This is a genomic window from Variovorax raffinosi (assembly GCF_051216615.1).
In the GTDB taxonomy this organism is placed as follows: domain Bacteria; phylum Pseudomonadota; class Gammaproteobacteria; order Burkholderiales; family Burkholderiaceae_C; genus Variovorax.
Window position 1 is genome coordinate 216,453 of sequence record NZ_JBPJZR010000004.1, and the last position, 23,415, is coordinate 239,867.

Consider the following 23,415-nt stretch of genomic DNA (forward strand, 5'->3'; position numbering starts at 1 on the left):
CCGGTCAGCGCAGGACCGGCGCCGCAGCCTCCCCGCTGCGGTCGACTTCCGCCAGCAGCCAGTTGCGGAAGTGATCGAGCGTGGCGAGCTGGCCTCGCCCTTCGGGGTAGCAGAACCAGTAGCCCTCGTTGCCACGGTAGCCACCGCCGGGCAAGGGCTCGTCCACCAGGCCCGAGGCAATTTCGTCCTGCACGAGGCAGCGCGGCACCAACGCCACGCCCATGCCCACCATCACCGCGCGGATCATGGTCTGGAACTGGTCGAACTGCGGGCCCGCCAGCGGATCGAGCCCGCGCACGCCATGCGCCTCGCTCCATTGCACCCACGACTGCGGCACCGTCACATGGCGCAGCAGCGTGCAGCGGGCCACGTCCTGCGGCGACTGGATGACGGCCTCGGCCTGCGCCGCGCGCGGCGCGATCAGCGCCACGTCCTGCCCCGAGAGGTAATGCGAGCGGGCGCCGGGCCAGTGGCCGTCGCCGAACAGGATGGCGCAGTCGAGTTCGGGCCGCTCGAAGTCGTAGCCATGCACGAAGGGCACGAAATGCAGCGTGATCTGCGGATGGCGGCGCTGGAAATCGGGCAGCCGCGGAATCAGCCACTTGGCGCCGAAGGTGGGCAGGGTGGACAGGTGCAGCGCGCCGCCGCCGTCGCCGCTGGTGATCAGCTCCAGCGTGGCCGCCTCCAGTTGCGCGAGCAGGGCGCGCACCGCCTTTTCATAGCGCTCTCCGGCGGGCGTGAGGGCCAGCCGCTTGCGGCTGCGCTCGAACAGCGGCGCGCCGATCCAGCGCTCAAGCTCCTGCACCTGCTTGCTGACCGCGCCCTGCGTGAGGTGCAGCGCCTCGGCCGCGCGCGAGACGCCGCCGAAGCGCACCACCGTCGAGAAGGCGCGCAGCAGGTTCAGGGGCGGGTTGAGACGGCGCAGTGACATGGCGAGATGCCCATTAAAACATTCCAGATCAGAATGTTAGCGGGTATATCCTTTGCTTCAAGTGATGCAGCAAATCGCTCCATCGCTCCCTGCTTCATTGGAAGAACCCCATGCAACGTCGTCATTTCATTTCCACACTGGCCGCCGTTTCCGTCGCTCCAGGAATATCTTTTGCCCAAGGCAAGCCGATCCGCCTGGTCGTGCCCTTCCCGCCCGGCGGCGCCACCGACATCACCGCCCGCGTGCTCTCCGAGCCCCTGGGCAAGATCCTGCAGCAGCCCGTGGTGATCGACAACCGCGCCGGCGCCGGCGGCTCCATCGGCATGGCCGAGCTGGCCCGCGCCACCCCGGACGGCCTGACCTTCGGCGTGGCCACGCTGTCCACGCACGGCGTCAACCCGGCCGTGTACGCCAAGCTGCCCTACGACCCGATCAAGGGTTTCGTCGCGGTGACCGAACTGGTGAAGGCACCGGGCGTGGTCGTCATCAACCCGGCCGTGCTGCCGGTTGCCAACTTCGCCGAGCTGGTGAAGTACCTGAAGGCCAACCCGGGCAAGGTGTCGTACGCCTCGCCGGGCAACGGCACCATCGGCCACATGTGGGGCGAGCTGTTCAAGAGCAGCACCGGAACCTCGATGGTGCACATCCCCTACCGCGGTGCGGGCCCGGCCATCAACGACGTGCTCGCGGGCCAGGTGCCGGTGTACTTCGACCAGGTGGCGTCGTCGCTGCCGCATGTGAAGTCGGGCAAGCTGAAGGCGCTGGCCGTGTCCTGGCACGGCCGGCTCGATGTGCTGCCCGACGTGCCGACCTACGGCGAGCTGGGCTACGCGGCCAACAACGACCCGTCGTGGTTCGGCATGGTCGCGCCCGCCGGCACCTCGCCCGAGATCGCGCTGCGCATGCAGCAGGCCGTGGTCACCGCGCTGAAGGACAGCTCGGTGCGCGAACGCCTGGCGCTGCAGGGGCTGTACGCCTCGGGCACCACGCCGGCCGAGTTCACGAAGCAGATCGCGAGCGAGATCGAGAAGATGAAGAAGGTGGCCGCCTTCGCGCGCATCCGATTGGACTGAACGACAGCTGCCTATGCATCCAGTTCTGAAACTGATTCAAACCCGCGCCCAGGTGACGAGCGTCGCCGGGCACACGCCGCTGGTGCTGGACTCGCCGCACAGCGGCACGGTCTACCCCGAGGACTTCCAGCCGGTGTGCGACCTCGCCACGCTGCGCCGGGCCGAGGACACGCACGTCGAGAAGCTCTATGCCTTCGCGCCCGCCATGGGCGCGGCCTGGGTCGAGGCGCACTTTCCGCGCAGCTACCTCGATGCCAACCGCGACATGAGCGAGATCGACACCACGATGCTGGACGGCGCCTGGACCGACCCGGTGTCGACCGATCCGCGCGTGCTGTCGAAGGTGCGCCTGGGCAAGGGCCTGATCTGGAAGCTCACCGACGAAGGCCTGCCGATCTACGACCGGCCGCTCACGGTGGACGAGGTGCGCCAGCGCATCGACCAGTGCTGGCGCCCGTACCACGCGGCGGTGGCGCAGGCCATCGACGACGCGCATGCGCGGCACGGCTACAGCATCCACATCAACTGCCACTCGATGCCAGCCATTGCGGGCAGCCATGCCACCGACTTCCCGGGGCTGGCGCATGCCGACTTCGTGATCGGCGACCGCGACGGCAGCACGGCCGACCCTGCGCTGTCGCAGAAGATCTGCGAGCACCTGCGCGGCTTCGGCTACAGCGTGGACTACAACCACCCGTACAAGGGCGTGGAGCTGGTGCGCCGGCACGGCAAGCCGGCCGGGAACCGGCACAGCATCCAGGTCGAGATCAACCGCAAGCTCTACATGGACGAGGCCACGCTGGCGCTGAATGACACCAGCGCGGCGCGGCTGCAGGAACATCTGCGGTCGATGGTCGAACTGCTGCTGGCGACCGACCCGCGCTGACCGATGCCCCACGGCGGCCGGGTTGCACAACAACCCTGCTGACTGCGGGCATGTTGTTACAGGGCGGGAAAGGGCCGCGGCCTATAGTGGCCGCAGTCCCACCATTCCCCTGGAGTTTTCCGTGAAGCCATTCATTGCAGCTTTTTTCGCCATCGCAATGGGCCTGCTGGTCTCGGGTTGTGCCAGCACGGGCTCGTCGGGCGCGAGCGCCAGCTCGTCGTCTTCGCCGGCCTCGACGGGCAGCGGCGTCACGGTGTTCGGCACCATCGACGCCGGCGTCAGCGGCTACAAGACCCAGTCGCGCTGATCCCGGCCCTTCATCAGGCCACCCCGGCCAGGTAGCCGTGCAGCGCGCCACGCAACTGCCGTGACAGCGCCTGCAGGTCGGGCCGCCCGCCCGTGCCGATGTGGGTGTGCGCGACCAGGCCGTAGATGATGGTCTGGCACACGCGGGCCGCTTCCTTCTTCGGGCAATCGGCCGCCAGGTCTCCGGCGGCATCGAGCACGCCCACCCACTCGGCCACGAAACGGTCGTACATCTTGCGATAGGCCTCGGGGCTGGAGAGGTGCCGCTCCAGCAGGTAGTGCGCGCCCCAGGCCAGCGGCTGTTCGCAGTGCGCGTCGATCTGCGCATCGATCACCGCATCGACGATCTCCCGCAACGGCCGGCCCGCATGCGCGGCAATAGCCGCGCGCATGTCCAGCAGCAGCGCCTTGGAGCGCAGGTGCAGGCACACGCGCGCCAGGTCGTCCTTGCTCGCGAAGTATTCATAGAAGCTGCCGAGCCCCGTGCCGGCCACCGCCACGATCTCGCGGATGGTGATGGCGGCAAAACCCTGCTCGACCAAAAGCCGAACAAAGGCTTCCTGCAGCGCCTGCGAGGTGTGGCGCGCGCGGGACTGGCGCGGCTTTCTCCTCGGGGCGGCGGCGGGTGTGCGGGCGCTGGTCATCGCCGCCGAACCCGAACACCTTGCACCCCGGTTGTTCCTAGAATTTTTGGACCCATCGAACGGCATTCTGCAATGACCCACACCGACACCGCCCCCGAGCAATCGAGCACCGCCGTCTACACCGGACAAGGCGACGCCTGGCAACCCGGCGAACTGTCGCGCGGCCCCTGGGACCCGCGCGCGCAACACGGCGGCGCGCCCTGCGGCCTGCTGGCGCATGTGGCCGAACGTGCCGCGCCGGGGCCGGACTGGTTGCTCGCGCGGCTCACGGTCGAGCTGGTCAGGCCGGTGCCGGTGGCGCCGCTGGTCACGCGCGTGCAGGTGCAGTCGTCGCGCGCCACGGTGCGCGTGGGCATCGACCTGCTGGCGGGCGATGTGGTCGTGGCACGGGCGCATGCGCTGCTGCTGCATCAACAGCCTTTGACGCTGCCGGCCGACTTGCCGGGCGCATCGCCGCACCCGTTGCTGCAGCGGCCCCGGGACTGCAAGGACCGGGTGCGCATTCCCGGCCTGCCCGAAGGCGTTTCGTTCTATCAGACCGCCATGGAATCGCGCGTGGCACAAGGCGACGCCAGCCGGCCGGGTCCGTGCGCCGCGTGGTTCCGCCTCGCGGTGCCGCTGGTGCAGGGCGTGGCCACCTCGCCCGCCATGCGGACGGCGGCTGCCGCCGACTTCGGCAACGGCCTGAGCTGGGTGCTGCCACCCGATCGCTTTTTGTTCGCCAACGCCGACATGAGCCTGAACCTGTTCCGCGCGCCCGAAGGCGAATGGATCGGCCTGCGCGCCACCACCGAGGCGCACGGCGATGGCGCCGGCCTCACCGTGTCCCACCTGTACGACGAGCGCGGCCCCATCGGCATCGCCACCCAGACGCTGGTGCTGCGCGAACGCGCCGCCGCTTGAACCTACACCGACCCGAGAGACAAGACATGACCACCACCGGCATCCACCCCGACAACCAGGTTCCCGAACTCAAGGACTACAACGTCTACACCAGCGACCCCGTGCTGCGTCGCGCGGTCGCGCGTGGCGGTGCCGCATGGCGCGACGACGAGCTGGTGCGCCAGGGCGCGGAGTACGGTGCCGAGGCCACGCTGCGCGCCGCCGAGGACGCCAATCGCCACGAGCCCGAGCTGCACACGCACTCGCGCATCGGCGAGCGCATCGACCAGGTGCAGTTCCATCCGGCATGGCACACGATGATGTCGATCGCCCGGCGCAACGGCATCGCCAACCTGCCCTTCTTCGACGAACGGCCCTCGGCCTGGGTCGGCTACGGCGCCTCGCTCTACATGCACAGCCAGATCGAGTCGGGCTCGACCTGCCCGACCACCATGACCAAGGCCTGCATTCCGGTGATGCGCCGCAACGCCGCGCTGTACGGCGACCTGAGCGCCAAGCTCGCGTCGAACGAGCACGATGCGCGCGACATCCCGCTGGGTGGCAAGACCTCGATGACCGTCGGCATGGGCATGACCGAGAAGCAGGGCGGCAGCGACGTGCGCACCAACACCACGCGCGCGGTGCCCGCGGGGAGCATGGCAAGTGGCCCATGGGGCGACGAGTTCCTGATCACCGGCCACAAGTGGTTCTTCTCGGCGCCGATGTGCGACGGGCACCTGGTGCTGGCCAAGACCGACGAGCATGGTTCGTCGTGCTTCTTCGTGCCGCGCTGGCGGCCCGATGGCAGCAAGAACGCCATTCACATCCAGCGGCTGAAGGACAAGGTCGGCAACCGCTCCAACGCCAGCAGCGAAGTGGAGTTCAAGGAAGCCTGGGGCGTGCGCGTCGGCGACGAGGGCCGTGGCATCCCGACCATCATCGAGATGGCGACCGTGACCCGCCTTGACTGCGCGCTCGCCAGCGCGGGCTTCATGCGGCAGGCCTTCGCGCAGGCCGCGCACTATGCGCGCAACCGCTTCGCCTTCGGCAAGGCGCTGGTCGACCAGCCGGTGATGACCGAGCTGCTGGCCGACATGGCGCTCGAATCCGAAAGTGCCACGCTGCTGGCGATGGAGCTGGCCTCGTGCTTCGGTTCGGCCGCGCCGCTGGACACGGCCTGGCGCCGGCTGCTCACGCCCGCCGCCAAGTTCTGGAACTGCAAGCGCGCGGTGGCCCTCACCGGCGAGGCGATGGAAGTCTTCGGCGGCAACGGCTACGTGGAAGACGGCCCGATGGGCCGGCTGTTCCGCGAGGCGCCGGTCAACTCGATCTGGGAAGGCTCGGGCAACGTGATGTGCCTGGACGTGCTGCGCGCCGTCTCGCGCAACCCGGGCGACGTGCACCTCGTGCTCGACCAGCTTCAGGACATCGCCACCGGCGAGCCGCGCCTGCAGACCGAGATCGACGTGCTGCGCCGCCTGGTGCAACTGCCGCCGCAGGAACTGGAGCGCCAGGCGCGCCGCTTCACGCAGCGGCTGGTGCGCGCGACGCAGGCCTGCCTGATGCTGACGCATGCGAGCGTCGAGGCCTCGGCCGCCTTCGTATCGAGCCGCTTCGACCCCGACTGGGGCCCGGTCACCGGCATCAGCGCCGGCACCAGCGACCCGGCCGCGCTGGTGCGCGCCGCCTGGCACTGAGGACGGCACGGATGGATTTCGTTTCCCTTCTCGACCAGCACGCCCGCATCCAGCCCGACAAGGAATGCCTGCGCCTGGCGGGCCGCGCCTGGACCTACGCCGAACTGGCCGACCTCACGCGGCGCGCGGCGACCGTGCTGCGTGCGCAGGGCATCGGCCCCGGCGACAAGGTGGCGCTGCTGTGCTTCAACTCGCCGGGCTTCGTCATCGCGATGTTCGGGGCCTGGCGCCTCGGCGCGGCGGTGGTGCCGGTCAACCACAAACTGCAGGCGCCGGAGATCGACTACATGCTGGCCCATTCGGGCGCGCGGCTGTGCGTGGTCGACGGCATGCTCGCGGCACAGGCCGCGCGTATCTCGCACCGCTGCGGCTGGATCGCGACCGAGAACCCGGCCGAGGGCATGCCGCTGCTCGAAGACCTGCTCGCGCAGGCCGCGCCGCTGCCCGACGAACCAGCGCCCGCGGGCGATGTGCTCGCGCAGGTCCTCTACACCTCGGGCACCACCGGCAAGCCCAAGGGCTGCCTGCACAGCCACCAGAACGTGTTCATGGCGGCGGTGTGCACTGCCGCCGGCATGTCCCTCTCGCGCAACGAGCGCACGCTGATCGCGATGCCGGTGTGGCATTCATCGCCGCTCAACAACTGGCTGCTGGGCACGCTGCTGATGGGCGGCACCGTGGTGCTGCTGCGCGAGTACGCGCCCAAGGCCTTTCTCGACACGCTGGCGGCCGAGCGCATCACCTTCACCTTCGGCGCGCCGATCGCCTTTCTCGCGCCGCTGTCGGTGGTGCCCGACGTGGCCGGCTACGACTTCAGCGCAATGCGCCTGTGGGCCTACGGCGGCGGCCCGCTGGGCGCCGACATGGCGCGCAAGCTGGCCGAGAGCTACCGCAGCGACCGCTTCGTGCAGGTCTACGGCATGACCGAATCGGGCCCGCTGGGCACGGTGCTGTACGCGGAAGACGCGATCGCGAAGGCCGGCTCCATCGGCCGCGCGGGCGTGCCCGGCGTGGCGGTGGAACTGCGCCATGCGGACGGCCGGCGCTGCGCGGCGGGCGAGGTCGGCGAGATCCACCTGCGCTCGCCGGCGGTGATGCAGGGCTACCTCGACAACCCGCAGGCCACGGCCGAGGCCTTCGACGCGCACGGCTGGTACCGCACCGGCGACCTCGCGCGGGTGGACGAAGACGGCTTTTTGTTCATCGTCGACCGGCTGCGCGACATGATCATCACGGGTGGCGAGAACGTCTATTCGAAGGAAGTGGAAGACGTGCTCGGCGCGCATCCCGACGTGCAGGACGCGGCGGTCATCGGCCGCCCGCATCCCGAGTGGGGCGAAACGGTGACGGCGGTGCTGGTGGCGCGCGCGGGCCGAGCGCTCGATGCGGGCGAGCTGTTCCGTTTTCTCGAACAGAAGCTGGCGCGCTACAAGATCCCGCGCGTCTACGAGGTGCGCGAGGCGCTGCCGCGCACGGCCACGGGCAAGCTGCTCAAGCACCTGTTGCGCGAACCGGCCTGAAGGCCGCCCTCGCAGCCGGCCTCAGGAAGCGTTCAGCGCCGCAGCAGCGCCTGCCGCAGCACGCGCGCCGCGCGGTCGCGGATCTTGCCGGTGTTGGAGCGCAGCGAGGAACGCGGCGCCACCTTGGCGGTGGCGCAGGCCCACAGGAAGTCATGCAGGATCGGCGTGTCGTCGACCGTCTCGGTGCTGCCGTACTTGTGGAACTCGGGGTGCCATTGGGTCGCGGCGATGTAGCTGCGGCCCCTGTCGGGCCGGCGGCGGATGGCCTCGGGCACGCGGTCGGGCAGGCTCCAGGCCTCGATGTCGAAGCCCGGTGCGATGTCCTTCACGCCCTGGTGGTGGATGCTGTTGACGCGCGCGCTCTTCACTTCAGGGAACAGCTTCGACAGCCGCGTGCCCTGCACGATCTCGATTTCGTGGAAGTTCTGGTCGTAGGTCACCGGGTCGCGGTGCCGCAGGCCGCCGTCGTGCTGCGCCTCAATGTCCTGGTAGAGCGTGCCGCCAAAGGCCACGTTGATGAGCTGCAGGCCGCGGCACACGCCGAAGATGGGCTTGCCGGCCTGCTCGAAGGCCTCGACCAGCGCGAGGTCGTACAGGTCGCGGATCTGGTCGCCGATCCATGCGTCCTTCAGCGGCACCTCGCCGTAGCTGCCGGGCCAGACGTCGGCGCCGCCGTGCATGACCACGCCGTCGAGCCATTCGGCGTAATGCGACAGCTTGGTGTCACCGCGCGCGGTTTCGCCGGTGGGGCAGGGCACCATCACGACCATGGCGCCGGCCGACATGAGCCAGTGCGCGATCGATTGCTCGACGTACTGCAGCGTCTTGTTGGTGAAGAGCGAGCGGGCCGGGTCGGCATGCGAGAAGCAGGCAGACAGGCCGATCTTGAGCCGGGCGGAAACAGGTTGTGTCATCGCTTGGCGGTCAGCGCGAACTGAACGAGAGGTGCGAAAAGGAAAATCCATTGTGGCGCGTTGGCCTCTCGCACGGGGTCGGACGACACGCCAAGTATGCTTTCAACGCCGCCCCACCGAATAAGGAAGACAAGCCAATGAAGACCATCAAGGGCCCCGCCATTTTTCTGGCCCAGTTCGCGGGAGACACCGCCCCCTTCAACACGCTCGACGGCATTGCCGGATGGGCGGCCGGGCTGGGCTACAAGGGCGTGCAGATTCCGAGCTGGGACGCACGGTTGTTCGATCTGCAAAAGGCCGCCGAGAGCAAGACCTACTGCGAAGAGGTGAAGGGCACGCTCGCCAGCCACGGTCTGGAGATCACCGAGCTCTCGACGCACCTGCAGGGCCAGTTGGTTGCGGTGCATCCGGCCTATGACGCGGGCTTCGACGGCTTCGCGGCACCCGAGGTGCGCGGCGATCCGGTCGCGCGCCAGCAATGGGCGGTGCAGCAGCTGCACTTCGCGGCCAGGGCCTCGGCCAACCTGGGTCTCACGGCGCACGCGACCTTCTCGGGTGCGCTGGCCTGGCCCTACCTGTATTCGTGGCCGCCGCGCCCGCCCGGACTCATCGAGGAAGCTTTCGATGAACTCGCGCGCCGCTGGCGCCCGATCCTCGATGCCTTCGACGCGGTGGGCGTGGACGTGGGCTACGAGATCCACCCCGGCGAAGACCTGCACGACGGCGTGAGCTACGAGATGTTCCTGGAGCGCGTGAACAACCACCCGCGCGCCTGCCTGCTGTACGACCCGAGCCACTTCCTGCTGCAGCAGCTCGACTACCTGGCCTACATCGACCACTACCACGAGCGCATCAAGATCTTTCACGTGAAGGACGCGGAGTTCAACCCGAGCGGCAAGCAGGGCGTGTACGGCGGTTTCCAGAGCTGGATCAACCGGGCCGGGCGTTTCCGCTCGCTGGGCGACGGGCAGGTGAACTTCAAGGCGATCTTCTCGAAGATGGCGCAGTACGACTTTCCGGGCTGGGCGGTGCTGGAGTGGGAGTGCTGCATCAAGCACCCGGAAGACGGCGCGCGCGAAGGCGCAAAGTTCATCGCCGATCACATCATCCACGTGGCCGACCGGGCCTTCGACGACTTCGCGGCCGGCGGCGTCGACGTGACGGCCAACCGGAAGATGCTGGGCCTGGGCCGATGAAACTTCAGCGGTGCAACGGGCAGCCGTTGCGTTCGCTGCGGTAGTTCGACGAAGCCGCATAGGCCGCCTTGCGCGCACGCATCACATTGCCCAGCGGCCGGTGCGCGGCCAAGGCATGCCAGGGGTTGAAGGCCATGCCGTCGTCGATCTCGCGCGCCAGGTCATCGCTCCAGCCGGCCTGCGGGCCGATGCGGATGCGCGCCACGGCCACGAAGGGGCTCAGCGCCTGCGGCCACTCGACCGAGGCGTCTTCGACGGGCATGCGTTCCAGGTCGGTACACAACTGCACGCGCAATTCCCATTCGGCGGGCTGCTGCCGCACCAGGTCGACCACCGCCTCGCGCGTGCCGTCGGGCTTGTCGTGCAGGTCGATGGCCTGGCCTTCGAGCGCCAGCAGATTGGGCGACACCGGCGCCAATTGCAGCTTGGCGATGTAGGCGCCGTGGCGCATCGGCACCTGCGTGAAGAAGGTGGCACCGAGCGGATGGGTCTCGGGGTGGCCGCCCATTGCGATCAGCGTGCCGCTTTGCCCGCCGACAGCCTCGACGGCTTTCTCCACGCCCTGCAGCACGCTGGACAACACGCGCTTGGCGTTCGGCGCCTTGTCGGTGGTGCCGGCGAGCAGCTTGAGGCTCTTGAGAAAACCCTTGGCGTCGGGCGCGGGGAATACGGGTCCGTCGACGAACAGGAAGTCCTGCGTGTTGCCGCCCTCCGCGCCTTCGACCCGCTCGCCCTCGACGCCCTGCACCTTGAGCGCCATGCCGCGCGGCAGCGAGACGCGGTCGTCCAGCATCTCGGCCGGCGGCGTCGACAGGCGCATCACGACCGGGTAGCTGCGCGGCGCGGCAAAGAGCCCCTGTGCGAGCGGCTCGGGCAGGCCGTCGAGCACGCGCAGCTCGCCACGCAGCAGGCCGTGGCTCTTGGCATGCACGCTGCGCGCCGCATGGCCGGTGTGGTCGGCCATGGTCCTGGACATGCCGAGCAGCGTGGCGACCAGCTCGGCCTGGGTCTTGGCTTCGTCATCGGCCACCGTCTCGACGGACGGGTCGAAGCGAACGGGTGCGGCGGAAAGGGTGGCGGTGCTGTTCATCGTGGGTCTTCCTTCTGCCTTCGGCCTTCGACGTGAGGGCCTTGCAACGCCTCACGATCCGGCGCGCCCACGGGCGGCCTTGTAGGAGCACAGCGCCAATGCGTGCGCGGAAGAACGGCGCTCAGAGCAGTTGCACGAGCCGGCGGATCGCGCCGTCGATCTGCGATTCGGCGATCAGCCCGTAGCCGAAGGCCAGGCCGTTGGGTGCATCGGGCGCCAGCGGGTCCAGCGCGAAGCGCGAGAGCGGCGGCAGCGTGATGCCAACTGCGGCGGCGCGCTCGACCACGGTGTGGTCGCGCGTGTCGCCGCGCAGCCAGGCCGACAGGTGCAGCCCCGCATCGGACGGGATCGGCTCCAGCCGGCCCGCGCCGTGCCGCACCAGCGCCGCCAGCAGTGCGCTGCGCCGCGCGCCGTAGAGCTTGCGCATCTTGCGGATGTGGCGCGCCAGGTGCCCTTCGGCGATGAAGGCCGCCAGCGCCTCCTGCCCGAGCACCGGGCCGTGCCAGTCGGCCAGTTCGCGCGCCCGCACCAGCGCCGCGCGCGCCCAGGGCGGCGCGACGACGAAGCCCAGGCGCAGCGCGGGGAACAGGCTCTTGGAGAAGGTGCCGACGTAGAAGACCGACTCGGCGCGGTCGAGCGTCTGCAGCGCGTCGAGCGGGCGGCCGGCGAAGCGGAATTCGCTGTCGTAGTCGTCCTCGATCACGACGGCGTTGCGGGCCCGCGCGAAGGCCAGCAGCGCGGCGCGCCGCTGCGGCGACATCGCCACGCCGGTGGGGAACTGGTGCGAGGGCGTCACGCAGATCACGCGCGCCTCGGGCGGCAGGCGCTCCACGCACAGGCCCTCGGTGTCGGTCGGCACGGTGACCACCTTCGCGCCGGCGGCCATCATGGCTTCGCGCAGCGAGGGATAGAACAGTTCTTCGACCGCGACCACCGTGCGCCCCGGCACGACGAGGATGCGCGCCAGCAGCCCGAAGGCCTGCTGCGCGCCGGCGGTGACGACGATGTCGTCGGCCGTGCAGCCGACCGCGCGCGTGAACGACACATGCCTGGCGATGGCCTCGCGCAGCACGGCCTGGCCTTGCGGGTCGGCGTAGTCGGCCGGCTCGCGTGCGACGCGGCGCAGCGCGCGGTCGGACAGGCGGCGCCAGATGTCGAAGGGAAAGGCGGCGACGTCGGGCAGGCCGACGCGGAAGTCGTCGCGCGAAGGCCTCGGTTGCAGGGTGGGTGCGAGGTCGGCGCCCGGCACATTCAGCGGCACGAGGCGCTGATCGCGTTTTGCGGCCATGCCCCTGGCGGTGCGGCCGCGCCGCGACTGCGGCAGGGTGTCGGCCACATAGGTGCCGGCGCCGGGACGTGCCAGCAGGTAGCCCTCGCTCAGCAGCAGGTCGTAGGCCGCGAGCACGGTGTTGCGCGAGACGCCCAGGCGCAGCGCCAGCGCGCGCGTGGCCGGCAGGCGGGCGCCGGGCTGCAACCGGCCGTCGAGGATGGCGCTGCGCAACTGGCGGTGCACTTCGCGCAGCAGGTCGCGCGAGCCGCTGTCGGGCAGGCGGATCGCGAGTTCGAAAAGTGGCTCCATGATGTTCGCTGATTGTGGTTCTTTTGAAGAGCCACTTGCAAGCCTATTCTGAAGGCCTCGGAACATCCATTGCACGGAGTCCTTCATGAACACCACCACCGAACTCGCAACACCCCCGCAGCCGCAAGCCGGGCGACTGCCCCTCGGCTTGGCCTGGCTCGCGCTGGGCGCTTTCGCCATCGGCACCGAGAGCTTCATGGTCGCCGGCCTGCTGCCGGTGCTGGCGGCCGACCTGCAGGTCAGCGCCGCGCGGGCCGGCCAACTGGTGCTGCTGTTCGCGCTGAGCTACGCCATCGGCTCGCCGCTGATGGCCGCGCTGTTCGCGCGCGTCGGCCGGCGGCCGTTGCTGATCGCCAGCCTCGCGGCCTTTTCGGGCCTGACGCTGGCGGCGGCGATGGCGCACGGCTTCGCGCAACTGGCGCTGGCGCGGGTGGCGCTCGGGCTGGTGGCAGGCGTGTTCCTGCCGACGGCGAGCGCGGTGGCGGCGGCGATGGTCTCGCCGGCGCTGCGCGGGCGGGCGCTGGCCATCGTGACCGGCGGCGGCACGCTGGCAGTGGCGCTCGGCGTGCCGCTGGGCGCATGGATCGCTGGCTGGGGCGGCTGGCGCGTGGCCTACCTGCTGATCGCCGCGGTGGCGGCGCTGGCGACCTGGGGGCTGGTGTTCGGGCTGCCGCGCAAGCTGGCGCTGGCCACGGCCGTGGCGACCGAACGCACGCCGGCCTTCGCCGTGGCGCGCGAGCCGGGCGTGCTGCCGGGGTTGCTGGTCAGCATGCTCTGGGCCACGGGCGGCTTCAGCTTCTACACGTACCTTTCGCTGTTCCTGTCGGGCACGCTGGGATTCGGGACGCAGGGCGTGAGCGCGGTGTTCGGTGCCATCGGCGTGGCGGCGGCCTTCGGCACCGCGGCCGGCGGCTGGGCCACCGACCGCTTCGGCGCCGACCGCATGGCGCAGGGCTTTGCGCTGATGCTGGTCGTGATCCTGGGCGGGCTGTCGTTCTCGGCGCAGATGCTGCCGTACGGGCTGGCACTGCCGCTGATCGTGGGCCTGTCGGCACTGTGGGGCTTTGCCGGCTGGGGCTTCGGCCCGGCGCAGGCGGTGCGGCTGATTCGCCTGTCGCCCGACCGCGCGCCGATGACGCTGTCGCTGCACGCCTCGGCGATCTACCTCGGCATTGCGGCGGGCTCGGCACTGGGCGGCGCGGCCATCGAGCTGTTCGGCGTGAGCGCGGTGGGCTGGGTGGGCGGGGCCAGCCAACTGGCGGGATTGATGCTGCTGTTGCACGCCGCACGCAGGGCGCGGGCTGCGAATTCGCTCCCGGCTGCCCCGGCCGCCGCCTGATCGCGCCGCAATTCACTATATTTTTGATAGCAAACAAAGCAGGGGCGACGGCCGCAAGAGGCCTGATTCATTCAAGCGTTGTTTTTAAGACAAGCAACTGTCATGCCCCGCAAGCTATAATGGCGGGTTCGTTTCGATACCACGACGAAGCACTTCGTCATATTGCCGGCTGACCTGCACTGTCCCTTGGATTTTTCAGGCCCCCACACTTTCAGCCGGCTTCACAGTGTGTTGGAGCGCCAGACCGGGCGCCCATGATTGCCACCACTGCCTTCGTTCCTGTTGAAGCGAATAGCGCGTCCGCCGCGCCGTTCCGGCCGGCCCACGCCCGTTTTCAATTATTTTTCAGGCTCTTCGCGTTGTTCTACATTCACGCGCTGCGCCAAGGCTCCATGGACATCATTCAACACAGTATCGCGGTGGGCAAGTACCTTGTTTCCCCGCTCATCCGACATCAGGACGACGGCAATTTCGCCGCCTCCGTCTCGATCCGCTCCGGCCACGGCAGCGGCATGCACGACCGCGTGATGCGTTTCACGCCGCGCTTTGCCAGCCATGCCAGCGCGGTGCGCTACGCCCTCGACCAGGGCCTTTGCTGGGTTCGCGAGCGCAGCCCGCGCAGTCACAACGCTCCGCTCGCACTTGCGTGCGCGGGCTGAAACAATCACACCCGATTTCATCTCCAACACACATCGAACGATTCAGAGGTAATCACACATGCCCAAGGAAGAACTGATCGAAATGAACGGCGCAGTGACCGAAGTCCTGCCCGACTCGCGCTACCGCGTCACGCTGGACAACGGCCATCAACTGATCGCCTACAGCGGCGGCAAGATGCGCAAGCACCACATCCGCATCCTGGCGGGTGACAAGGTGTCGCTCGAACTCTCGCCTTACGACCTGACCAAGGGCCGTATCACCTTCCGTCACCTGGAACGTCGCGGCCCGCCGCCGACATCCGGCGGCAACAACTCACCCCGCCGCTGATCCGCGACTGACGAAAAGCCTTGCGGCGCCTCGCAAAAGGCGCTGGCAAGGCTTTTGTTTTTGTTGCGCATCCCCGGCCCATCCGGCCTCCCGGCTGCTGAACGATGACCACAACCAATCCCACAGCCGGCGGCCCGCAAGCCCAGGCCCCAGCCGCCGACAACGGCTTTGCCGCGCTGGCGCTCTCGCCCCAGATGCTGGCCAACCTCACGCAGCTCGGCTACACGCAGATGACGCCGATCCAGGCGGCCGCGCTGCCGCCGGCGCTGCTCGGCAAGGACCTGATCGCCCAGGCCAAGACCGGCAGCGGCAAGACCGCCGCCTTTGCCCTGGCGCTGCTTGCCAACCTCAATGCACGCCGCTTCGCCATCCAGGCGATGGTGCTGTGCCCCACGCGCGAGCTGGCCGACCAGGTCACGACCGAAATCCGGCGCCTGGCGCGCGCGGAAGAAAACATCAAGGTGGTCACGCTCTGCGGCGGCGTCGCGCTGCGCGGGCAGAACGCCAGCCTGGAGCACGGCGCGCACATCGTGGTGGGCACGCCGGGCCGCATCATGGACCACCTGGATCGCGGCAACCTCGACCTCTCGGCGCTCAACACGCTGGTACTGGACGAAGCCGACCGCATGCTGGACATGGGCTTCTTCGAAGACATCGTGAAGGTGGCGCGCCAGTGCCCTTCGGCCCGCCAGACGCTGCTGTTCTCGGCCACGTACCCCGAAGGCATCGCCAAGCTGGCGCAGCAGTTCATGAAGAGCCCGCAGCAGATCACGGTGCAGGCCCAGCACGAAGGCAGCAAGATCCGCCAGCGCTGGTATCAAGTGAAAGACAGCGAGCGGCTGCACACCGTGAGCCTGCTGCTCGACCATTTCCGTCCCGTGAGCACGCTGGCTTTCTGCAACACCAAGCAGCAGTGCCGCGACCTCGTCGAGGTGCTGCAGGCGCAGGGCTTCAGCGCGCTGGCGCTGTTCGGCGAACTGGAGCAGCGCGAGCGCGACCAGGTGCTGGTGCAGTTTTCCAACCGCAGTTGCTCGGTGCTGGTGGCCACCGACGTGGCGGCGCGCGGGCTCGACATCTCGCAGCTCGAAGCGGTGATCAACGTCGACGTGACGCCCGATTCCGAAATCCACATCCACCGCGTCGGCCGCACCGGCCGCGTGGGCCAGTCGGGTGATGCCGAAGGCCTGGCGCTGAACCTGGCCAGCATGAACGAGATGGGCAGCGTCGGAAAGATCGAACAGCTGCAGGGCCGCGAATCCGAATGGCACGAACTGGCCGAGCTCACGCCCGGCAAGGGCCAGCCGCTGCAGCCGCCGATGGCCACGCTGCAGATCGTGGGCGGGCGCAAGGAAAAGATCCGCGCCGGCGACGTGCTGGGCGCGCTGACCGGCGACTGCGGCTATGCCAAGGATCAGGTCGGCAAGATCAACGTCAACGAGTTCTCGACCTATGTGGCGGTCGACCGCGCCATCGCCGAGGAAGCCGTGCGCAAGCTGTCGAGCGGGCGCGTGAAGGGCAAGTCGGTCAGGGTGCGGCTGCTGACGCTGCAGGACCTGGACCAGTAACAGCCGGAGGCTGCGGCGTGCCAAGCGCCGCGGCCTCGCCATGCGCCGAGGTCGGCGCCACCGGCGCATCGAGCACCGGTGCGGGTGCCACATCCGGTGCCTGCTGCCGTGCCAGCTTCGCGGCCAGCCGGAACGCCACCACCACGGCGAACAACCCGAACAGCGACGATCCCACAGCCTGCCCGACCAGCACGCCAGCCGCACCGTGGTGCGAGCCCCACCACGCGAACGGAATCGTGCCCATCGTCGCGCGCCCCCAGTTGAACGCGGTCGACAGCAGCGGATGCCCGAGGTTGTTGAACGAGGCGTTCGCCACGAACAGCCCGCCCGCGAAGAAGAAGCTCGGCGCCAGCCAGGTGCAGAACAGCGAGATCAGCTCTGCCGCCTGGCCTTCGGCCGAGAACGCGCGGATCAGCACGCCCTGTCCCAACGCCAGCACCAGCCATGCCACGGCCACCGACGCCACCATGAACAGCAGGCTGTCGCGCAGCCCTTCCTGCACGCGGCGGTACTGGCCCGCGCCCAGGTTCTGCGCCAGGATCGGCCCGACCGCGCCGCTGAGCGCATAGACCAGCCCGAAGGCCACCGGCGTCAGCCGGTCGATGGTGGCCGCGCCCGCCACCGCCGACGGGCCGAACTGCGCAATGGCATGCGTGACGAAGGCCGCGCCCACCGGCGTGGCAAGGTTCGTCAGCACCGCCGGCCCCGCCACGCCCGCCAACGCACGCGCATCGCCAGCCAGCCGCGATGCATCGAAGCGCCCGAGCATGTGGTGCTTCACCAGCACGCCATGCAGCCCGATGGCCGCCAGCACCGCGCGCGAGACCACCGCGCTGATGGCCGCGCCGTCGAGCCCCAGGCCGAAACCGAAGATCAATATCGGATCGAGCACCGCCGTCACGAAGGCCGCCGCCAGCGTGACCACCATCGAGCGGCGCGCATCGCCGACCGAACGCAGCAGCGCCGAACACGCCATGCCGATGCCCAGCAGGGGCAGCGTGTGCACCGTCACCGCCAGGTAACGCTGCGCGAGCCGCGCCGTCTCGCCCTCGGCGCCGAGCGCATGCAGCGCGGGATGCAGGAAGAAGGCCGTGCCGCTGCCCACCACCACCGACAGCGCCGCCATCAGCACCAGGCTCGCGGTGGCGATACGGCGCGCGTCGCCGCTGCGGCCTGCGCCCACGGTGCGCGACACCACCGCCGCGATGCCGATGGTCAGCCCGATGCACAGCGATGCATGAAAGAAGCCCACCACGCCCGCGAAGCCGACCGCCGCGGCCGTCGCCTTTTCCCCGAGCAGCGAGATGTAGAAAAGGTTGATCAGGTCGACCGCGAACACCGCGATCAGCCCGATGGCAGCGGTGCCGGCCATCACGCAAACATGGCGCAGCAGCGACCCCGAAACGAAGCGCGGGCGCTCTGCCGCACCCGCTGTTTCGGTTATTGGCATATGAAATCCTCGATGTGGCCTAATTGCAGGTTCGAACATTACTTTTACCCGAGCTTTTCATGCCCAAGACATTCCGTACCGAAGCCGAACGCGTTGCCACCCCGAAGCCGACGCCGCTGCCCGGCTACACGCTGCCCAAGTCGGGTGGCGGCCAGAAGGTCAGCCTGGAACGCGGCACCGCAACGCGCAGCAAGAAGAACCCTGGCAAGCGCGCCAAGAAGGGCGGCTGATCCAGCCCCCGATGGCTCCCCGGAGCCACGACGAACGCGCCCTCGGGCGCGTTTTGTCATTGGGCCAGCCATAAGACTGCCATGTCCGACGACAACCAGATCTTCATCCCGCCCTCGTTCTTCGCGGTCTACAGCGATGCCCGCCAGCGTCTGAGCGAACCGATCGGCGTGGTGCGCGAGCGCTACGAGATCTGCGAAGACCTCGCCAACCACCTCGTGGGCCACGCGCAGATCCAGCACCACACCGAGGTGCCGGTCGAAAGCGAGATCCTGCGACGCATCCACGCCGGGCTGGCGACGCCCGAAGCCGGCGTGTCGCCCGCCGAAGCCGGATGGATCGTGCAGCGGCTGGCCGAGCTGCTGGGCTGGGAAGGCCCGGAAGAGCCGGCGCCTGCCGAAGACTGAGCCACGGACACGGCCATGCAACGCGTTGCCGCGGCATTGCTTGTGTCCTCGCTCTTTTCGCTTCCCGCGCTGGCTGGCCGCATGCCCATGTCGTGCGCGCTGGGCAACGGACCAGATGCCGTCGTGACAGTCTCGCGCGACCATCCCATCGCCGACACCGCCGTCTATCACCTGGCACAAGGCCGGGCGGCACCGCACCCGCTGTTCGATGGCGAGCCCGACGATTCGCGCGGTGCCGGTGTGCGCGTGCAATGTGCAGGCAAGCGCCAGCGCGCGATGGTGCTGCAGGGCGAGTTCATGTCGGCGGGCTATCCGAGAGGGCTGGTCGTTCTTCATGAACCGCGCACGGGCCGCTTCGCGCAGCTCGCCTTCGCCGAGCGCAACGCGCCCGGCTGGCTGTACCTCGGCCCCAAGGACCGCCTGATCGTGTTCCCGCCCGGCGGACGGATCGAAACGCGCAAGCGCTACCTCGTCTATCGTTTCGCGACCGGGCAGGAAGCCACGGAAGAAGTGGTCGACGCGCTGCCCGACGCGCGTGGCTACGAGATGATCCGCCTTCAACGCTGATTCCAAGGAGCCCCTGGTGCTGCTCAAAGTCGGCGAACTCGCCAAACACACCGGCCTCACGGTGCGCACGCTGCACCACTACGACGCCATCGGCCTGCTCGCGCCCTCGGCGCGTTCGGAGGCCGGCTACCGGCTCTACAACGCCGCTGACATCGGCCGGCTGCACGCCATCCAGGCGCTGCGATTGTTGGGGCTTCCGCTGGCGGAAATCGGCGGACTGCTCAGTGCCGAAAGCGGCTCGCTGCCCACGATCATCCAGCGCCAGATCGCATCGCTGGACCAGCAGATCGCCCAGGCCACGGTGCTGCGCGAGCGGCTCGCCCTGCTCGAAGAGCGGCTCGCCGAAGGCGCCCAACCCGACATGAAGGACTGGCTCGCCACGCTCGAGCAGATGACCGCCTACGGCCGCTACTTCAGCCCCGCCGAGATCAAGTCGCTGATGGCCAACTGGAACGCGGTGGCCGGCCAGTGGCCGCCGCTCATCGCCGACGTGGCCTCGCTGATGGCGCGTGGCGTGCCCGCCGATGCGCTCGAGGCGCAGCCGCTCGCCAACCGCTGGATGAACCTCATGGGCCAGTGGATGGACGGCAACTACGACCTGGTCACGCGCTGGGGCGAGATGTACCGGCGCGAGCCGGTGGCGCGGCGCGACGACGGGCCGCCGGCCGAACTGATCGACTACATCGACGTGGCCATCGGCTTGCGCATGGCCGCGCTGCTGCGCCACCTGGACACCGAGGACTTCGCGCGCCTGGGCAAGCCGCCTGAAGACGAATGGCGCCGCCTCGGCGAAGAACTCGCCGCGCTTCAGGTCCGCAACCTGCCGCCCGGGGACGCGGCGGTGCAGGCCATCGCGCTCGCCTGGGTGCGGCTCTTCGATGCCTTCACCGACCACGATCCGGCGCTGGCCGCGCGGCTCATGAAGGCCATGGCCATGGAGCCGGTGCTGCAGGCCGCCGCCGTGGTCGGCCCCGAGGTGCGCGACTACCTGCTGCAGGCCATCGCCGTGCTCCAGCAAAAAAATCCGTCGCCCGGCCCGACGCCCGCTTGACCCTGACGTTGCGTGAGGCCCAACAGTCGGCCTCCATGAACAACGCACACACACCACACCTACCCCAACGGCTCCACGCGCTCGACAACCTGCGCGCCCTGATGATGTGGCTCGGCATCGTGCTGCACGTGTCGATCAACCACATCACCCTTGCCGACTCGCCGCTGCCCTGGCGCGACCCGCAGACATCGCCGGTGGCCAACCTGCTGCTGATCTTCATCCACAGCTTTCGCATGCCGGTGTTCTTCGTGCTGGCCGGCTTCTTCGTCGCGCTGCTGGTCGAGCGGCGCGGTGCGGACGGCATGCTGAAGAACCGCGGCCTGCGGCTGGCGCTGCCCTTCGCGCTGTTCTGGCCGCCGCTGTTCGTGCTGACCACCGTGCTTGCGATGGTCTACATCCACCTGACGGTGCGCGGCGTGCCGGGCATCGACACCGCGCTGACGCCCGCGCGCCAGCCGGGCGGCTCGCCCTTCAACACGATGCACCTGTGGTTCCTGTACCAGTTGTTCTGGCTCAGCGTGATGGCCTGGGCCGGCGTGCGGCTGCAGCGCTTCGTGCCGGCGCGGCTGCGCGAGACGCTCGCGCGCGGCTTCACCGGGCTGGCGTCGCGCCGCTGGGGTTTCGCGGTGCTCGCGCTGCCGCTGGCTTTCACCGGCTCGTTCTATCCGTCGGGCATCGTGGCGGGCAGCAGTTCGTTTCTGCCGCCGCTCGCCGAGTGGGTGCAGAGCGGGCTGTTCTTCGCGTTCGGCTGGTATCTGTTCGCGCAACAGGATCGCCTGCTGGCGCTGTTCGCGGCACGCTGCAAGGGGCATGCGCTGGCCGGGCTGGCCTTCTTCGTGGCGACCGTGGTGCTGCTGGGCCTGTCGAAGGCCAACGGCCCGTATCACCTGCCGCACCCCGAGTTCTGGATCGCCTTCGCCTACAACGCGACTTCATGGCTCTGGAGCCTGGCACTGATCGGCGGCTTCGTGCGCTACCTGCCGCGCCAGAGCGCGGTGCTCGCGTACCTCTCGCAAAGCTCGTACTGGGTGTACCTGGTGCACATGCTGGGCACCATCGGCTTTGGCATCCTGCTGTTCAACGCGCCCCTCGGCGCGGTCGCGAAGATGGGCCTGAACATCGCGGCCACCTCGCTCATGGCGCTCGCCAGCTACCAACTGCTGGTGCGGCACACGCCCATCGGGCGGCTGCTGAACGGTCAGCGCAAAGAAGAGGAAGAAAAACGCTCGACCAGAAAGTCGACGAAGGCGCGCGTCTTGGCCGCCAAGTGACGCGAGGGGTAGACCGCGTAGACCGGCGTCCTGTCGGCCTCCCAGTCGCCCAGCGCCGCTTCGAGCCGGCCCTCGGCCAACTGCTGCTCGACATAGATGCGCGGCACGAGGCTGAGCCCGAAGCCGGCCAGCAGCGCGTCGCGCACCGCGATGCTGGAGCTGACCTTGTAGCGCCCGTCGATGGCCACGGCCACGCTGCGGCCGGCGCGGCTGAAGGTCCACTTGTTCGCATGGCCCGACAGCGTGAACTGCACGCAGTTGTGGGCCTTCAGGTCTTCGGGCTGCGCGGGCCGGCCGGCGGTGGCGAAGTACGCGGGCGCGCCGCACAGCACGTGCGTCATGGTCATCAGCTCGCGCGCGACGAGGCTGGAGTCTTCGAGCCGGTCGCTGCCGCGAATCGCCAGGTCGTAGCCCTCGCCGATCAGGTCGGTGCGGCTGTCCTGCAGGTTCAACTCAAGCCGCAGGTTCGGGTAGCGGTCCATGAAGGCCGGGATGTGCGGCGAGATGCAGGTCAGCGCGAAGGTCAGCGGCGCGCTCACGCGCAGCACGCCGCCGGGGCTGCTGCCCATGGGCGCGAGCGCGGCGTCGGCTTCGGTGAGGTCGTCCAGGATGCGCGACAGCCGCTCGTGGTACGCCGCGCCCGCTTCGGTCAGGCTCATGCTGCGCGTGGTGCGGTTGATGAGCCGCACCTTCAGGTGTGCCTCCAGCTCCGCGATGTTCTTGCTGACGGCCGCGGCCGACAGCCCCAACTGCCGCGCTGCGCCGGCAAAGCTGCCGGTGCTCGCGGTGGTGCGGAAGACCTTGAGGGCGGTGAGATGGTCCACGCTTGATTCACGACTGAAGGTAAAGAATCAATTCATTATTCAGTCATTCACAACCGATGGTCAATTGACTAGATTTGACGGCACACACATACCGCCATTCAAAGCAAAGAGAGCCCGCCATGACCAGCCGCGCCACCGACGTCCTTCTTACCGCTGCCGCGCCGGCCATCTGGGGCAGCACCTACATCGTCACCACCGAGCTGCTGCCGGCGAACTACCCGCTGACGGTCGCGCTGCTGCGCGCGCTGCCGGCCGGGTTGCTGCTCCTGCTGATCGTGCGCAGGCTGCCCGAGCGGGCGTGGTGGGGGCGCATCTTCATCCTGGGTGCGCTGAATTTCTCGATCCTGTGGGCGATGCTGTTCCTCGCGGCCTACCGGCTGCCGGGCGGCGTGGCCGCGACCATCACCTCGGTGCAGCCGCTGCTCGTGGTGTTCCTTGCGAGCGTCTTCCTGGGCTCGCCGGTGCGTGCGCTGTCGGTGGCTGCGGCGGTCATCGGCATTGGTGGCGTCGCGCTATTGGTGCTGACGCCGAATGCCGCGCTCGACGGCATCGGCATCGCGGCGCCATCGCAGCGGCCGTGTCGATGGCCTTCGGCACGGTGCTCAGCCGGCGCTGGCAGCCACCGGTGTCGGCGCTGGTCTTCACCGCATGGCAACTGACCGCCGGTGGCCTGCTGTTGTTGCCGGTGGCGCTGCTGCTGGAGCCGCCGCTGCCCGCGCTCAGCCTGACCAACTGGATCGGCTTTGCCTGGCTCGGACTGGTCGGTGCCGCGCTGACCTACATCGTCTGGTTCCGTGGCGTGGCGCGGCTGGAGCCTTCGGCCATCGCGCCGCTGGCCTTCCTGAGCCCGGTGACTGCCGTGATCCTCGGCTGGGCACTGCTGGGGCAACGCCTGTCGGTGCTGCAGATCGTGGGCATCGCCATCGTGATCGCGAGCATCTGGCTCAGCCAGCAGGCGCAGCGTGGCGCGCAGCCGCTGGTGCGTGCAGCGCCTGCAGCTCGCTGACC

23 protein-coding genes and 1 pseudogene are annotated in these 23,415 nt (G+C 69.0%); 17 read left to right on the forward strand and 7 right to left on the reverse strand.

Annotation, left to right across the window (positions count from 1 at the left end; all coding sequences use genetic code 11):
• Positions 1 to 4 precede the first annotated feature (4 nt).
• Positions 5 to 931 carry a LysR substrate-binding domain-containing protein gene (locus tag ACSFB7_RS15130; protein WP_435471402.1) on the reverse strand — a complete coding sequence of 309 codons (927 nt, stop codon included), beginning with the start codon at positions 929 to 931 and terminating at the stop codon, positions 5 to 7.
• 110 nt (positions 932 to 1,041) lie between these two features.
• Between ACSFB7_RS15130 and ACSFB7_RS15135 the strand changes: the two genes are divergently transcribed.
• The 3 genes from ACSFB7_RS15135 to ACSFB7_RS15145 all read left to right on the forward strand — a co-directional run bounded on the left by ACSFB7_RS15135 (position 1,042) and on the right by ACSFB7_RS15145 (position 3,197).
• Positions 1,042 to 2,004, forward strand: a complete 963-nt coding sequence (locus tag ACSFB7_RS15135) for a tripartite tricarboxylate transporter substrate binding protein BugE (protein WP_435471404.1) — start codon at positions 1,042 to 1,044, stop codon at positions 2,002 to 2,004.
• A 13-nt stretch (positions 2,005 to 2,017) separates the two neighbouring features.
• Positions 2,018 to 2,890: an N-formylglutamate amidohydrolase gene (locus ACSFB7_RS15140; protein WP_435471406.1), complete on the forward strand. Its 873-nt coding sequence runs from the start codon at positions 2,018 to 2,020 to the stop codon at positions 2,888 to 2,890.
• Between the two features lie 121 nt (positions 2,891 to 3,011).
• Positions 3,012 to 3,197 (forward strand): hypothetical protein, encoded by a 186-nt coding sequence (locus ACSFB7_RS15145; RefSeq protein WP_093242534.1) that lies wholly within the window; start codon positions 3,012 to 3,014, stop codon positions 3,195 to 3,197.
• A gap of 13 nt (positions 3,198 to 3,210) precedes the next feature.
• Here ACSFB7_RS15145 and ACSFB7_RS15150 read toward each other — a convergent pair whose 3' ends face one another.
• Positions 3,211 to 3,840, reverse strand: coding sequence for a TetR/AcrR family transcriptional regulator (locus tag ACSFB7_RS15150; protein WP_435471408.1), 630 nt, complete (start codon positions 3,838 to 3,840; stop codon positions 3,211 to 3,213).
• A gap of 72 nt (positions 3,841 to 3,912) precedes the next feature.
• On the opposite strand from ACSFB7_RS15150, the gene ACSFB7_RS15155 reads away from it, so the two are divergent.
• The 3 genes from ACSFB7_RS15155 to ACSFB7_RS15165 are packed head-to-tail and all read left to right on the forward strand — an operon-like array spanning position 3,913 to position 7,939.
• On the forward strand, positions 3,913 to 4,743 hold the full coding sequence (locus tag ACSFB7_RS15155; RefSeq protein WP_435471410.1) for a thioesterase family protein: 831 nt from the start codon (positions 3,913 to 3,915) through the stop codon (positions 4,741 to 4,743).
• A gap of 26 nt (positions 4,744 to 4,769) precedes the next feature.
• Entirely contained in the window at positions 4,770 to 6,419 is a 1,650-nt protein-coding gene (locus ACSFB7_RS15160; protein WP_435471412.1) for an acyl-CoA dehydrogenase family protein, read from the forward strand.
• Positions 6,420 to 6,430: 11 nt separating this feature from the next.
• Positions 6,431 to 7,939 (forward strand): class I adenylate-forming enzyme family protein, encoded by a 1,509-nt coding sequence (locus tag ACSFB7_RS15165; RefSeq protein WP_435471414.1) that lies wholly within the window; start codon positions 6,431 to 6,433, stop codon positions 7,937 to 7,939.
• Between the two features lie 32 nt (positions 7,940 to 7,971).
• Here ACSFB7_RS15165 and ACSFB7_RS15170 read toward each other — a convergent pair whose 3' ends face one another.
• The gene (locus ACSFB7_RS15170; RefSeq protein WP_435471416.1) at positions 7,972 to 8,853 is read right to left on the reverse strand and encodes a gamma-glutamyl-gamma-aminobutyrate hydrolase family protein; all 882 of its coding nucleotides are present in this window, start codon (positions 8,851 to 8,853) and stop codon (positions 7,972 to 7,974) included.
• 137 nt (positions 8,854 to 8,990) lie between these two features.
• On the opposite strand from ACSFB7_RS15170, the gene ACSFB7_RS15175 reads away from it, so the two are divergent.
• On the forward strand, positions 8,991 to 10,049 hold the full coding sequence (locus tag ACSFB7_RS15175; RefSeq protein WP_435471418.1) for a sugar phosphate isomerase/epimerase family protein: 1,059 nt from the start codon (positions 8,991 to 8,993) through the stop codon (positions 10,047 to 10,049).
• Between the two features lie 4 nt (positions 10,050 to 10,053).
• On the opposite strand, the gene ACSFB7_RS15180 is transcribed toward ACSFB7_RS15175, so the two are convergent.
• On the reverse strand, positions 10,054 to 11,139 hold the full coding sequence (locus tag ACSFB7_RS15180) for a catalase family protein (RefSeq protein ID WP_435471420.1): 1,086 nt from the start codon (positions 11,137 to 11,139) through the stop codon (positions 10,054 to 10,056).
• A 121-nt stretch (positions 11,140 to 11,260) separates the two neighbouring features.
• A complete protein-coding gene (gene pdxR, locus ACSFB7_RS15185; protein WP_435471422.1) occupies positions 11,261 to 12,718 on the reverse strand; it encodes a MocR-like pyridoxine biosynthesis transcription factor PdxR in 1,458 nt (485 codons plus the stop codon).
• Positions 12,719 to 12,803: 85 nt separating this feature from the next.
• On the opposite strand from pdxR, the gene ACSFB7_RS15190 reads away from it, so the two are divergent.
• The 4 genes from ACSFB7_RS15190 (at position 12,804) to dbpA (ending at position 16,609) form a co-directional block, all read left to right on the forward strand.
• On the forward strand, positions 12,804 to 14,057 hold the full coding sequence (locus ACSFB7_RS15190; protein WP_435471424.1) for an MFS transporter: 1,254 nt from the start codon (positions 12,804 to 12,806) through the stop codon (positions 14,055 to 14,057).
• Between the two features lie 392 nt (positions 14,058 to 14,449).
• On the forward strand, positions 14,450 to 14,716 hold the full coding sequence (locus ACSFB7_RS15195) for a hypothetical protein (RefSeq protein WP_435471884.1): 267 nt from the start codon (positions 14,450 to 14,452) through the stop codon (positions 14,714 to 14,716).
• Between the two features lie 58 nt (positions 14,717 to 14,774).
• On the forward strand, positions 14,775 to 15,044 hold the full coding sequence (infA, locus tag ACSFB7_RS15200) for a translation initiation factor IF-1 (RefSeq protein WP_013544282.1): 270 nt from the start codon (positions 14,775 to 14,777) through the stop codon (positions 15,042 to 15,044).
• A 104-nt stretch (positions 15,045 to 15,148) separates the two neighbouring features.
• Positions 15,149 to 16,609 (forward strand): ATP-dependent RNA helicase DbpA, encoded by a 1,461-nt coding sequence (gene dbpA / locus ACSFB7_RS15205; protein WP_435471426.1) that lies wholly within the window; start codon positions 15,149 to 15,151, stop codon positions 16,607 to 16,609.
• On the opposite strand, the gene ACSFB7_RS15210 is transcribed toward dbpA, so the two are convergent.
• The gene (locus ACSFB7_RS15210; RefSeq protein WP_435471428.1) at positions 16,569 to 18,059 is read right to left on the reverse strand and encodes an MATE family efflux transporter; all 1,491 of its coding nucleotides are present in this window, start codon (positions 18,057 to 18,059) and stop codon (positions 16,569 to 16,571) included. The genes dbpA and ACSFB7_RS15210 overlap by 41 nt on opposite strands.
• 59 nt (positions 18,060 to 18,118) lie before the next feature.
• On the opposite strand from ACSFB7_RS15210, the gene ACSFB7_RS15215 reads away from it, so the two are divergent.
• From ACSFB7_RS15215 to ACSFB7_RS15235, 5 genes are all read left to right on the forward strand, one after another.
• A complete protein-coding gene (locus tag ACSFB7_RS15215) occupies positions 18,119 to 18,289 on the forward strand; it encodes a hypothetical protein (RefSeq protein ID WP_172672148.1) in 171 nt (56 codons plus the stop codon).
• 81 nt (positions 18,290 to 18,370) lie between these two features.
• Positions 18,371 to 18,694: a hypothetical protein gene (locus ACSFB7_RS15220; protein WP_435471430.1), complete on the forward strand. Its 324-nt coding sequence runs from the start codon at positions 18,371 to 18,373 to the stop codon at positions 18,692 to 18,694.
• A 15-nt stretch (positions 18,695 to 18,709) separates the two neighbouring features.
• Positions 18,710 to 19,261 (forward strand): hypothetical protein, encoded by a 552-nt coding sequence (locus ACSFB7_RS15225; RefSeq protein ID WP_435471432.1) that lies wholly within the window; start codon positions 18,710 to 18,712, stop codon positions 19,259 to 19,261.
• A gap of 16 nt (positions 19,262 to 19,277) precedes the next feature.
• Positions 19,278 to 20,312, forward strand: a complete 1,035-nt coding sequence (locus ACSFB7_RS15230; protein WP_435471434.1) for a MerR family transcriptional regulator — start codon at positions 19,278 to 19,280, stop codon at positions 20,310 to 20,312.
• A gap of 35 nt (positions 20,313 to 20,347) precedes the next feature.
• On the forward strand, positions 20,348 to 21,583 hold the full coding sequence (locus ACSFB7_RS15235) for an acyltransferase family protein (RefSeq protein ID WP_435471436.1): 1,236 nt from the start codon (positions 20,348 to 20,350) through the stop codon (positions 21,581 to 21,583).
• On the opposite strand, the gene ACSFB7_RS15240 is transcribed toward ACSFB7_RS15235, so the two are convergent.
• A complete protein-coding gene (locus ACSFB7_RS15240) occupies positions 21,511 to 22,407 on the reverse strand; it encodes a LysR family transcriptional regulator (RefSeq protein WP_435471438.1) in 897 nt (298 codons plus the stop codon). The genes ACSFB7_RS15235 and ACSFB7_RS15240 overlap by 73 nt on opposite strands.
• 119 nt (positions 22,408 to 22,526) lie before the next feature.
• Here ACSFB7_RS15240 and ACSFB7_RS15245 point away from each other — a divergent pair.
• Positions 22,527 to 23,413 (forward strand): annotated as a pseudogene (locus ACSFB7_RS15245) (EamA family transporter).
• Positions 23,414 to 23,415: the final 2 nt, after the last annotated feature.